Source organism: Pseudomonas anatoliensis, from assembly GCF_017976235.1.
GTDB lineage: Bacteria > Pseudomonadota > Gammaproteobacteria > Pseudomonadales > Pseudomonadaceae > Aquipseudomonas > Aquipseudomonas anatoliensis.
Map to the genome: position 1 here is coordinate 170,699 of NZ_JACVHC010000004.1, position 13,027 is coordinate 183,725.

Annotated in this window: 9 protein-coding genes; all 9 read right to left on the reverse strand. The window is 60.1% G+C overall.

Annotation, left to right across the window (positions count from 1 at the left end):
- The coding region (locus tag ICA16_RS28195) for a calcium-binding protein (RefSeq protein WP_414704743.1) at positions 1-459 on the reverse strand (459 nt) is incomplete at its 3' end.
- 230 nt (positions 460-689) lie between these two features.
- Positions 690-4,292 (reverse strand): glycosyltransferase, encoded by a 3,603-nt coding sequence (locus tag ICA16_RS14360; RefSeq protein WP_210700859.1) that lies wholly within the window; start codon positions 4,290-4,292, stop codon positions 690-692.
- Positions 4,293-4,400: 108 nt separating this feature from the next.
- Positions 4,401-5,969: a flagellar hook-associated protein 3 gene (locus tag ICA16_RS14365; protein ID WP_150618489.1), complete on the reverse strand. Its 1,569-nt coding sequence runs from the start codon at positions 5,967-5,969 to the stop codon at positions 4,401-4,403.
- A 13-nt stretch (positions 5,970-5,982) separates the two neighbouring features.
- A complete protein-coding gene (gene flgK, locus ICA16_RS14370) occupies positions 5,983-8,028 on the reverse strand; it encodes a flagellar hook-associated protein FlgK (protein ID WP_210700860.1) in 2,046 nt (681 codons plus the stop codon).
- A gap of 23 nt (positions 8,029-8,051) precedes the next feature.
- Positions 8,052-9,341, reverse strand: a complete 1,290-nt coding sequence (gene flgJ / locus ICA16_RS14375; protein ID WP_150618487.1) for a flagellar assembly peptidoglycan hydrolase FlgJ — start codon at positions 9,339-9,341, stop codon at positions 8,052-8,054.
- An 11-nt stretch (positions 9,342-9,352) separates the two neighbouring features.
- Entirely contained in the window at positions 9,353-10,441 is a 1,089-nt protein-coding gene (locus tag ICA16_RS14380) for a flagellar basal body P-ring protein FlgI (protein ID WP_224450856.1), read from the reverse strand.
- A gap of 27 nt (positions 10,442-10,468) precedes the next feature.
- Entirely contained in the window at positions 10,469-11,164 is a 696-nt protein-coding gene (flgH, locus tag ICA16_RS14385) for a flagellar basal body L-ring protein FlgH (protein WP_150602952.1), read from the reverse strand.
- A 52-nt stretch (positions 11,165-11,216) separates the two neighbouring features.
- Complete coding sequence (gene flgG, locus ICA16_RS14390) at positions 11,217-12,002, reverse strand: flagellar basal-body rod protein FlgG (protein WP_042558187.1); 786 nt, start codon at positions 12,000-12,002, stop codon at positions 11,217-11,219.
- A 45-nt stretch (positions 12,003-12,047) separates the two neighbouring features.
- On the reverse strand, positions 12,048-12,788 hold the full coding sequence (locus ICA16_RS14395; RefSeq protein WP_150618486.1) for a flagellar basal body rod protein FlgF: 741 nt from the start codon (positions 12,786-12,788) through the stop codon (positions 12,048-12,050).
- Positions 12,789-13,027: the final 239 nt, after the last annotated feature.

The following is a 13,027-nucleotide window of genomic DNA, read 5'->3' on the forward strand; positions in this document are numbered from 1 at the left end:
GGTGTAAGTCAGGCGTTCGATGTTGGCTGCCAGTGTGTGGTCTTTGTAGGTCACGCGCACTTCATCGTTGCCGCCGCCCACTTGCTCGATGGCCGTCACGCCGCCGCCATTGACGTAATAGATGTCATCTCCAGCGCCGCCCTCGTAAGTAGCGAAGAGGTAGGCGTCGGTGGTGAACGTATCGTTGAATGCAGTACCAATGACTTTTTCAACACCGGTCAGGGTATCTCCCTGTGCATCACCACCAACGCCTGCCAGGCCTGTGCCTGGTCGGATGTCGACGTTGATGCCGGCCGAGGAAGCCGAGTAATCGACAGTATCGAACCCCTCACCGCCATTTAATTTGTCCGCACCGGCGCCGCCAATGAGGATGTCATTGCCGGCCCACCCATTGATCTCATCATCACCACTGGTACCCGTCAGCGTATCCGCGCCGTTTGTCCCGTTTATTACAGCCATTATTTCTTCCTTGCCTTGTTGTGAAACCGGTACCGATTCGCGTGGCGATCACGTCGTCGCAGCGAACGTCAAAAAGAGCCGAATGTGTTGATATCGACAGGAAACGATTACAGCTTTAGCTGTGGTAATAAAAATGTATCGAGGTTGATGCAAACACGAACCGCACAAGCAAAAAAAAACAGGCGACTGCCAAGTCGCCTGTTTTCTTCATGGTGGCCAACGCAAATCGATCAATCCGCCAGCCAACCGTTTTCCCAATAACGCAAGTTATCGCCGCGCAAAATGTAGTCGCGCAGCACGACTTCGCGCAAATCGTCACCCATGCGATAGCTGGCGTCCGGGTCGGCCAGGTGCATGCGGATTGCCTGCAGCCATTCGTCCGTGGTGTTGGTCTTGATCCGTGTGCACGGCAGATAGCCTTGGTAGGCCTCGGTGTTGGTGCAAATCACCGGGTAACCGCAGGCGCCGTACTCCAGCAGACGCAGGTTGCTCTTGCAGTCGTTGAAAATGTGGAATTCCAGCGGCGCCAAGGCCAGATCGAGATTGAGGCTGGCCAGTTTCGCCGGATACGCGTCGAGGGCGATTACCCCGTGGAACTCATGCATGTACGGGAGCAGGTCGTCCGGGCACATGCCGAAAAACACCCAGTCGACTTCATCCGCGAGTTCGCGCACGACATCCGCGATCACCGCCAGGTCACCGTGGTGGCTGGTGCCGCCGCCCCAGCCGACGCGAGGTTTTTTCGAGGTCCGGCGCTGGCTGCGCAGGTTGCTCCAGAATTCCTTGGCCAACATGTTGGGCACTACACGAATGTCGTGATGCATATCCGACAATGCGTTGGCCAACGGCTGAGTCGAGACGACGACGCGATCACACATGCCGATCGCACGGCGAACCAGACGCTCCATCTGATGCTTGTCCGGCATGTTGCGGATATGCGCATTGCGGTGGGGAACATCGATCACGTAGTCATCCAGCTCATAGATTCGCCGCGCATTGAAGTAGTCGCGCAGCACTGGCATCTCGTTGATCGGCGCTTCGGAATAACGGCCCTGCAGAACAATCACATCAGGTGACAGACGCTCGATTTCAACAATTGGCGGCAGGTTCACGCTATAGCGAATCTGCCCCTGCACCCTGCCTGCCGCTTCGAGTTCGATCAGCGGTTGGGTGACACGATAGTGCCCGACGGCGGAGGCATTGATCGGCAGCCCGAGAATTTTCGGCAAGGAGCTATTGCTGAAAGGACTCCAACCACTGCGCAGGCCCGGCTCGAGCGTGAAACTCGAACGGGTGGCCCCGTTCAACGACAGGTTGGGATTGTAGGCCGGGTCACGGGCAACCACCGGCAGCCAGCGCTTGTAGAAGGTTTTTTCCTGCTCGCTGTGTGAGATGGCTGCTTCATCAATGACCGACTCCACTGGCTGCGCGCCGAGCGCCAGCACCGCGTAAGGGGTCCAGACCACCAGATAACCTTGCCGGGCGACGCGCAGGGCCAGGTCCACTTCATGCAGCGTGCGCGGCAGACTCTGCTCATCCAGACCGTCAACCGCATCGAACACCGACTTGCGCACCATCAGGCAATCAGCCCCGACGGCACTCAGGTCCTGAACCGCTTGCAATCGGAACATGTACCCGGCGGACTGCATCGCCTGACCATAAAACGGCACACCGGCCGGCCCCTGCAGGCCCAGCACCAGCCCGGCATGCAAGACATAGCCATCGGGATTGAACAGCTTGGCACCGACGATGCCCACTTCCGGACGCTGGGCGTGGTTGAGCAACTCGTCGAGCCAGTCACCCTGAGTGATCACCGCAAAGGGGTTGAGTAGCAGCACGTACTCGCCCCGCGCCTGGGCAACGGCAAAATTGCGCAAGGCTGCGACGTTGCCTTGCTGCGGGTATGTCAGCACCCGCACTCGCTCGCTGCCCAGTTGCGCCATACCGGCCAGCCAGGCTTGGGCCTCGGCTGTCTCGCTGCCGTTGTCGACCAGCAACAGCTCGTACTCGCTGTACGCGGTTTTCTCCAGCAGGCTCTCGACACAGCGCTGCAGCGCCGAAATCTTGTCGCGGGTAGAAATGATGATCGAGACCAACGGCCGGCTCACATGCCGGTAATCGACTCGATTGAGCAGCTCGACGCTGCCGCGACGCATGTCGTGGGCGATCCCCAGACGATCAAGATGGGCCGTCAGCAATCGCGGGTTGTTTTCAGTCACTTGCGGCAGCGATAGCCACTCGGCCAAATCGAATGTCGACTCGATGGCAATCTCGGCCAGATGCCCGACCACCTGAGTGCCCTGATCTTCGACCATCCGCCACAACAGGTCGTGAGGCGCCAACTCAGTGAACGTCGAATCGAATCCGCCGAGCGCCACAAAGGCATTACGCTGGAACGCCAGGGTGCGGCCGACATAAGGGTAGGTGCGCATCAGGTCGAGGTTGAAGTCGGGTTTGAACGCCGGCTCCACCGACTCACCCGCCCGCAAACTGCCTTCATCGCTGTATAGACACTGCAAATCGCTGTTGAAGGCGATTCGCTCGGCCATCATCAGCAAGGCAGGGGGCACCAGACGATCACCGGCACGCAGCAGATAAAACCAGTCGGCTCCCTGCAGCTGTGGCAGCAATTCATTGATCTGCTGCAGGCGATCGTCTTGCAGCGGCAAATGGAATACACGTCCGTCCAGTACCGGCTCAGCGCAAGTAGAAGACAACACCAGTGTCAGCTCGGGCGCATAGACCTGCGCGGCGAGACTCTCCAGCGTACGTTCCAGCGCTGCAGAACTGCCCTGATCATCAACCACGATGGGCACGATTCGCGGCGTGGACGGCCAGCCTGCCAGCGTGTCCGGCAACAGTCTGCGCTGAACGTCACTGAGCGTGCGGCACTCCAGCCATTGCGTATAGAGTTCGGAAAAACTCAGACTGCTACTGCCAACCGCCCATATCTGAGCGCTCTGTTTGGTGCCGAGCGTGCGGCTCAGCGGCAGTTCTTCCCAGACCCGTGGCGAATCATCTGCCTTGGGCAACGGCACATAACGTACCCAACCCTTTGCTGGCGCAGATTCTCCGCTGCGCGCCTTGAGCATTTGCATCAGCCATTGCCGCTCGATTTCGAGCGCGTCTTTCATGGCTTGCTGGCCGCTCAGACGATCGGGATACAGGCGTTCGACACTCAACACGTGGTTGGACACGACCACGTTGCCGCGCCGCATCAAACACACAAACAGCGCGAAATCGAGGCTCGCCACAAAGCAGTGCTCGGGCTGCGTCAGCGCCGGCAACAACTCCAGAACATCGGTGCGACGGAACATGGCACTGCTGAAACCACCGAGGATGTTCGCCGGGAACGCCTCGAAGATTGCCAGCAAGTCGTCACCCTTGAACAAGCCACTGATTGGTGACAGTGGCGTATTTTCCAGACGTGAAGGCAGCACCATGTCGTCGGCGTCCCAGAACAGACGCTGGGCCAGCACCAGATTGACCTCGTCACGTTCGGCCAGCACGCGAGCCTGATACTCGATACAGCTGGCAAACAGATGATCGTCGTCACACAAGAACTTGATGAACTCGCCCTGCGCCTGATCGAGGCAGGCTTTCAGATTGCCGATCATTCCCAACGTGTGCGGATTACGCACATAACGCACGGTGACGCCGGACTGCTCGACAACCGACGCAACGATGTCTTCGATCTCACTGCCGCGACTGTCATCGCACACAATGATTTCAAGATTGCCATAGCCCTGACTGACGGCGCTGCGCAATGCCCGCTCGAAAAAGCGCGAATTGAAGGCAGGAATAACAAGGCTGACAAGAGGAAGTGAATTCACGGCGGGCTCACAGGCGGTACGAGCCCGCCCGGAAAAGCGAGCCCTTGATACCGCAAAAAAACATGACTGAGGGACAGGGTAAACGGGCGTTTATGCGCCCGTTGAGGATCAGATCTTGTTGAACAGCCCCAACTGACTGATCTTGCTGAACGCCAGTTGCGCGGCCTGCAACATGGTCTGCTGCAAGGTCAGGCGGGTCATGACTTCAGCCGGGTCCGAATCACGGATCGAGCCTTGGGTCGTGGTGTTCGCCGTGCTCAGGCTGTCGTTGGTGGCGGATTGCATATCCAGCGACTGGCCGCGCGCACCGATAGACGTGACAGCAGTGCCGATCTGATTGGTGGCGGCGTCGATGTTGCCGATACCGGCTTCCATGGCGCCCTGCAGTTTCTGCTTGGCCACCGGGTCGCCATCGATCGGCGTATTCAGCGCGGTAATCATCTGACCCAGGGTGTCGAGCACGTTCTGAGTCTGGTGGTTATTCGGCTGAATCGAGAATTGATCGCCGGCTGCCGGGGCGCTGCCCAGAGCGAACGTCACACCGGCTGCCGTCGCGTTGCTACCGGCCACAGTGCCCGAAGACACAGGCTTGCTGTCAGCGGTTACCGGCGCCGCGTAGAGATCGAACGCAGTGGCGCTGGTGAACTTGAGGATCGCCCCACCCTGCGGGAATGCCGCGGTGTAGGCCGCCTGATCGGTGATGCTGGAACCGGTGATCACCGCCGTCGAAGAGTTGCCCGGGCTACGCGAAGTGGTGAACGTGTCCGGGGTCACCGCCAGTTGAAAACTGTGCCCGGCAATGACCGCATCCGGGTTGGTATCACCGGCCTTCAGGTTGAGGTTCAGCTTCATGTCGACACCGCGGAAGCTGAAGCTCTGGTTGCTACCGCTGGTGTTGCTGATCACGCCGTTCTTGCTGGCGTCAGCAGTGACGTCGTTACCCAGCGCGTCGGTGATCTTCATCTGCGTGCTGCTGACGAAGGCGACGGTGTACGGCTGACCACTGGTGAACGTAGAGTTATAGGTGGCAGCGGTGCCAACGGTACCGTTGGACAATACAACGCGACCGTCATCCACCGCAGGTGCGGTCATGGTGGTGTTGGTGCGACCGGTGTTGATGGTCTGCTGGAATGCATCCCAACCGGTGGTATTGGTGCCGACCGCCAGGCCATCGCCGATGCCCAGATTGATGGTGGTCTGGTCACCGTTGTAGGAATAGGTGCCGTCGGTGTTTTGCGAATACGGTGCGGTGTCGGTTTTCGAACCGGAGAACAGGTAGTTGCCGTCGGCATCCTTGGAGTTCATCAGGCCCAGCACTTGTTTCTGGATCTCGCCCAGTTCCGACGCGTAAGCCTGGCGATCCTTGTCGGTGATCGTGCCGTTGTTGGCGGCCAGGGAGATTTCCTTGGCGCGGCTCAACGCCGTGGTGATGGCATCCAGCGTGGATTCCTGCACGGTCAACGCACTCTTGGTGCTGCTGATATTGGTGGTGTACTGCTCAAGCAGCGCGGCCTGCTGACCAAGCTGCAGCAAACGACCGGCACCGACCGGATCATCGGCGGCCGTGTTGATGCGTTGCAGGCTGCTCGCCTCGCTGGCGCTGGCCAGCGCCTTGTTGAAGTTACGCTGATAGTCCGCAGCTTGCGTTCCGTAATACTGGGCGGTGGAAATGCGCATGAATTACGACTCCTTAAAGGCTGTTGATCAGCGTGGCGAAAGTTTCCTGCGCAGCTTTGATGATCTGCGAAGACGCGGTGTAGTACTGCTGGTATTTGACCAGGTTGCCGGTTTCTTCATCCAGGTTGACCCCGGAGAGCGAATCACGCGCACCGGCGGCCTGTGTCAGGATCGCCGTGGTGGCCTCAACGTCGGACTTGCCTTGGGCGGTCTTGGTACCGACGTTGGTCACCAGCTTGTTGTAGGCGTCGGTCAGGCTGATGCCCTTGCTGGCGGAACCAGTATCGACGGTCTGCGCAGTTTGCAGGCCAACCAGCGATTGCGCATTGCGGTTGTCCGAGGACGCCGCACCGGTCAGGTTCATGGTGAAGGTTTCGCCAGGCTTCGGCGTACCGCCAACGGTGGTCTGCATGGAGAAGGTTTTCTGTACGTTCGGCGTAACGCTGGTGTCCAGCACCGGGTTGCCGCTGGCATCAACGATGCCGACTTTCAGGTCCAGCGTGTTCGCTTGACCAGGAACGATAGTGCCGCTGCTGATGAGACCGCCCTTGGCATCCACGAAAGTGTAAGACTGGCTGCCCCCGGAGACCGCACCGAACACCAGCTTGACCGGCGTCGAATTCTTCAGCGCCGCCTGCATGTCAGCCTGGGCAGTCGGGTTGTAGATATCGATCTTGCTGGTGAGCGTCGGCTGGGTAAAAGTGCCCAGACCGTTGGCGCTGGCCACACCAGTCAACGGACCCGCTGCCGCGATTTTCTTCGGATCGGTCAGTACCGTCTGAATGCTCGCTGCCGCGTTGCGGGTCGGCGTCACTTTGAAGCTGTCGCCCGCGCTCAATGCGCCGCCCTTTAGGGCCAGGCTGAAGCCGTCGATCACCGGCGGTGGCGTCGTGTTGGTGCTGAACGTCCCCATCTCGGTACCGTCAGAGCGCTTGACGGTGTAATCGGTGGCGCTGGTGAACGTCACCTGATAATCGCTGGTGGTCAGCTTGCCGGTGTCCTTGATGGTGACGTCAAGGTTGCCCGAGCCTGCGCTGTTACCCGACTGCGCAATGCTGCGCTGGCTGATCAGCGCGGCACTGTTGATGTTGTTGAAAATCGCCGCGCCGAAGTCACCGTTCTTGTCGATGCCCTGGGCTTGCTGGCTGTTGATCTGATCGGCGATGACCAGCGCTACACGCCCCAGCTCGTTGAGCGACGGGTCGAGCACTTCTTTGCGATAAGTCAGCAAGCCACCGATTTCGCCACCGCTGATCACCGAAGTGATGTCGATGGTGCTCGAGCCGCGATCCATCTGGATGCCCATGCGTGTCGGGTCATCCTTGCTCGGCACGGTGCTGAGCGAGTTGGTGGTGTTGCCGATGACCAGCGGCTGGCCGCTGCCGACATACACATCGAAACTGGTGCCACGCTCGACGACTTGCGCGCCGGTCAGCTCGGACAACTGGCGCACGGCCTCATTACGGCTGTCGAGCAAATCGTTCGGCGCACCGCCGCTGGTGGAGATCTCACCGATCTTCTGGTTGAGCGCGGCGATCGAGTTGGCCAGTTTGTTCACCTGGGCGGTCATGTCGCTCAGGCTGCCGTTGATCGTGGTGTTCTGGTCGTTCAACTGCTTTGCGATGGAGTTGAAGCGACCGGTCAGCGCCTGTGCGCCAGTCAGCACCGATTGACGGGAAGTGTCATCGGTGGCCGAAGTCGATACACCCTGCATCGAGGTGAAGAATTTCTGCAACACACCGGTCAGGCCGGTGTTGACGTCCGACAGCGTGCCATCCAATGGCTTGGCTTGCGCCAGATACGACGCCGATTCGCTGTTGAGCGAAGTCGCAGTGTGCAACTGGGTTTCCAGGTACGAGTTGTAGACCCGGCGCACGTCGGCCAGGGTTGTGCCTGTGCCGATGAAAACGCTGCCGTACTGCTGCGAGGATTTGGTGCCCTGCACGGTTTGCTGGCGCGAATAACCGGCGGTGTCGACGTTGGCAATGTTGTTGCCTGTCGTAGCCAAAGAGGACTGGCTAGCCGACAGCCCCGACATCCCGATATTGAGCAAACTCATGGTTCAGACCTTATACCTTGTGCCTATAAAGGCGTGGTGGAAACGCCCGCCGCAGCGTAGTTTTCAAAACTGTTCATCTGCTTGGCTATCTGCGAAATCTTGCTCGCGTAGTTCGGGTCGGTTGCGTAACCGGCCTTCTGCAACTCGCGTACAAACTGTTCTGGGTTATCGGCCGACTTCAGCACTTCTTGATAGCGATTATTGGACTGCAGCAAAGTCACCAGATCGTGGAAGCTGTCCTTGTACGAGGCGTAGGAACGGAACTGGGCCGTCTCCTTGACCATCGCGCCATTGCGGAACTCGCTGGTGATTGCCCGGGCCGAATCGCCCTGCCAGTTGCTGCTCGCCTTGATACCGAACAGGTTGTGGCTGCTGCTGCCGTCCTGCGCGCGCATGACCGATTTGCCCCAACCGGTTTCCAGTGCGGCTTGCGCCACCAGGTAACGCGGATCGACGCCGATACGGTCGGCGGCTTCCTTGGCCATCGGCAGCATGGTGTTGACGAATTCGTCGGCAGAGCTGAAGGCTTTTTTTGCCGGCGCCAGCGGAATCTGCGCCATCGCACGGCCGTAAACCTGCATCTGGCCGCCTGAGGCTTTTTCGGCCTCGGCACGCGCCAGCCAGTCGCCGTTGTACAGCGGGCCTGCGCCAGTGACGGCAGCAGTCGTGGCGCGTTGCGGCAATTGAGTTGTCGCGGCAGGCGTGGCCGACGGCACCAGCCCTGCGAGCAAACGATCAGCCAGTTTCGGCGGCAAGGCCAGACGACGCTGATTGATCAGCGCCATGTCATTGCTGTGCGCAAGCTGGGTGTTCGGCGCATGCACCGAACGCGAGGCCCACAGCGGACGCTCGCCATTGAGGCGTGACAACGGGCCAGTGCCGACGGTGCCGGCAGCAATCGGTGTGGCGACATTGGCGGCAGCGGCTTTCGCGGCTTCCTGCTTGGCAGCGGAGGCGGCTTCAGCCTCGCCCGGCGCCATCGGTTTGTTCTTCGACATCTGGCGCATCAGCACGTCGGCCAGACCGATACCACCACCCTCGCGGGACATGGAAACGGCCAGTTGCTGGTCGTACATTTCCTGATACTGCTTGGCCGCCGGCGTGTTCAGCGGATTGTCTTCGCCCAACGCATTTGTGGCAGAGCGCATCGACTTGAGCATTTCACCGAGGAACAGCGATTCGAACTCCTGCGCAACCTTGCGCATGTTCGCATCGCTGTCCTTGTCGCCGACCTTGAGCTGATTCAGACGATTGAGGTCGGAGTAGGAACCCGAATCGCTGCTGCCGACCACACCGCTTTTGCGCATATCCATAGTGGCCGTCCTCAGATCACGATCAGGTCGGCTTGCAACGCGCCGGCCTGCTTCAGTGCTTCAAGAATCGCCATCAGGTCACCCGGTGCCGCGCCGACCTGGTTCACCGCACGAACGATCTCGTCGAGGGTGGTGCCCGGGCCGAACTTGAACATCGGTTTGGCTTCCTGTTCGGCATTCACTCGCGAACGCGGCACGACAGCGGTCTGGCCGTTGGACAACGGGCCTGGCTGGCTGACGATCGGGTCTTCGGTGATGGTCACGGTCAGGCTGCCGTGAGTCACGGCGGCTGGCGAAACCTTCACGTTCTGGCCGATGACGATGGTGCCGGTACGTGAGTTGATGATGACTTTGGCGACGGCCTGACCCGGATCGACTTCGAGGTTTTCCAGGATCGACAGGTAGTCGACACGCTGGCTCGGATCGAGCGGCGCGGTCACGCGAATCGAACCGCCGTCAATGGCTTGTGCGACGCCAGGGCCGAGCATGTCGTTGATCTTGTCGACGATGCGTTTGGCGGTGGTGAAGTCGGAGCGATTGAGGTTCAGCGTCAGACTGTTGCCTTGGTTGAACCCGCTCGGCACCGAACGCTCAACCGACGCACCGCCAGGGATGCGACCGGCCGACGGAACGTTGACGGTAATCTTCGAACCGTCACGACCTTCGGCGTCGAAACCACCGACAACCAGGTTGCCCTGAGCGATGGCGTAGACGTTGCCGTCGATACCCTTGAGCGGGGTCAGCAACAGTGTGCCGCCGCGCAGGCTCTTGGAGTTACCGATCGACGAAACGGTGATGTCGACCTGCTGACCCGGCTTGGCGAACGCCGGCAGATCGGCACTGATCGAAACCGCCGCGACGTTCTTCAACTGCACGTTGCCCGAACCCGGCGGCACCTTGATGCCGAACTGCGAGAGCATGTTGTTGAAGGTCTGCAGGGTGAACGGCGTCTGCGTCGTCTGGTCACCGGTGCCGTTAAGCCCGACCACCAGGCCATAGCCGATCAACTGGTTGGAACGCACGCCGGAAATACTGGCGATGTCTTTCAACCGTTCGGCGTGTGCAGTGAAGGCCACCGGCAACAACAGCGCGGCCAGCATGAGGCTCTTGAAATTCAACGTAGCCACCTAGAAAGGGAACAGCGGGCTGAGGAAGAAGCGGTCGAACCAGCCTGGCTGACTCGTGTCGGCAAATGCGCCAGTACCCGAATAGGTGATGCGTGCATCGGCGACGCGAGTCGACGACACGGTGTTGTCGGTAGCGATGTCATCGGCGCGGACCATGCCGGCAATTCGCACCAGCTCATCGCCAGTGTTCAGCGTCAGCCACTTCTCGCCGCGCACAGCGATGATGCCGTTAGGCAAAACGTCGGCGACGGTCACGGTGATCGAACCGGTCAGGCTGTTGCTCTGTCCCGACTTGGCGTCCCCCTTGGTCGAGCGGTCGGCGCTGTAGCCGGCGTTCAGGCTCAGGTCGCCGCCACCAATCGGATTGTTGGTGGTCAGGCTGGAACCGAACAACGAGGTCAGACCGACCGAGTTGTCGCTGTTCTTGTCCATCTGCGAGTTGGCGTTCTTGCTCGCCTGGGTGCGCTCGTTCAGGGTGATGGTGATGATGTCACCGACCCGGAACGCCTTGCGGTCGCTGTACAGGTTCTGCTCGAAACCGGCCTGATAGATCGAGCCATTATTGGCAGCCGCCGGCAACGGCGTGCGCGGCAACACCGGAGCGTAGTAAGGGTCATTGGGCTTGGGCGTCGGGGCGACGCAGCCCGCGAGCGAGACGACCCCACTCAATGCCAGAACAGATACAAAGCGATTCATGACCCTACCTCACGGTGTTGCAGGCGACCTCATGGCCGCCTCATAGACTTGATTACAGATTCTGCGTTACGAACGAGAGCATCTGGTCGGCGGTGGAGATCACCTTGGAGTTCATCTCGTAAGCGCGCTGAGTGGTGATCATGTTGACCATCTCTTCAACGGTGCTGACGTTGGACGTTTCCAGGGTGTTCTGCAGCGTGGTGCCGAAACCGGCCAGACCCGGAGTACCGACCTGCGGCGCGCCGGAAGCGGCGGTTTCCAGGAACAGGTTGTTGCCCACGGCTTGCAGACCGGCCGGGTTGATGAAGTCAGCGGTCTGCAGGTTGCCGATCACTTGCGAGGCGGCGTTGCCCGGCAGCGTGACGGAAACGGTGCCGTCATTGCCGACGGTGAAGGTTTGCGCGTCGTTCGGGATAACGATCGCTGGCTCCAGAGCAAAACCACTGGCGTTGACGATCTGGCCATTGGAGTCGAGGTGGAACGTACCGTCACGGGTGTAGGACGTGGTGCCGTCCGGCTGCAGGATCTGGAAGAAACCGCGACCGTTGATGGCCATGTCCAGCGGCTGCTCGGTGGTTTGCAGGCTGCCGGCGGTGAAGTTTTTCTGGGTGCCGACGATGCGCACACCGGTACCCACTTGCAGACCCGACGGCAGTTCGCTGTCCTGAGTCGACTGGGCGCCTGGCTGGCGTTTGATCTGGTACAGCAAGTCCTGGAACTCGGCGCGGTCACGTTTGAAACCCGTGGTCGAGACGTTCGCCAGGTTGTTGGAAATGGTAGTCAGGTTGGTGTCCTGAGCGGACAGACCCGTTTTGGCAACCCATAGAGCCGGAAGCATTCGATTCTCCTCGTGCGCCTGTTTTACGGCGCGACGTTCTGATAATTAGCTGATCTGCAAGACCCGAGCCATGGCCTGGTCGTCGTCTTTGGCGGTGTTCATCATCTTGATGTGCAACTCGAACTGCTTGGCCAGGGCCAGCACCGAGGTCATCTCTTCGACGGCATTGACGTTGCTCGACTCAAGGAAACCCGACACCAGTTTGACGTTGGCATCGGCCTGCGCCGGCTGGCCGTCCTTGGTGTAGATCGAGCCGTCGAGGCCTTTATTCATGCTCTTGATGTCCGGGTTGACCAGTTTGATCCGGTCGACTTCGGCCATCACACGCGGGCCTTCGCCCATCGCGCGAATACTGATGGTGCCGTCTTCACCGACTTCGATCTGCTGCTCGGGCGGCACGGCGATCGGACCGCCATTGCCCATCACCGGCATGCCGTTGCCGGCGCGCAATACACCGAGGGCATCGACGTTGAGGCTGCCGGTGCGCACGTAGCTTTCGCCGCCGCTCGGGTTCTGCACGGCGATCCAGCCGTTGCCGGTCACGGCGACGTCCAGGTCACGCCCGGTCTGCACCAGCGAGCCCGGAGTGAAGTCGGTGGCGGGCCGCTCGCTCATGGCAAACGCGCGCGCCGGAAAGCTGTCACCGAACACCGGCATCGAACGCGCCTGCTCCAGGTCGCGCTGAAAACCGTTGGTGGAAATGTTCGCCAGGTTGTTGGCATGAGCCCTTTGCGCCAGCGCGTTTTGGCTCGCGCCGGTCATTGCCACATAAAGGTACTTGTCCACGCTCTTTCCTCTGCATGCCGGACGTTTGCCGCCCACTGCTGTACTGCTGAGCCATAAGCAATTTGCAGACCAACTTTTTTCTGGCAGGGCGAAGCCCGGTAAACAAAGGACTTGAGGGGGATTGCGGGGAAAGGGGAAATGTATCGAAGTCGAAAAACCGGCGGTGTTGTGCCGCTTCGCGGCAACAGATCAAAAGATCGCAGCGTGCCGCAGCTCCTACAGGGGGGGATTACATTTCA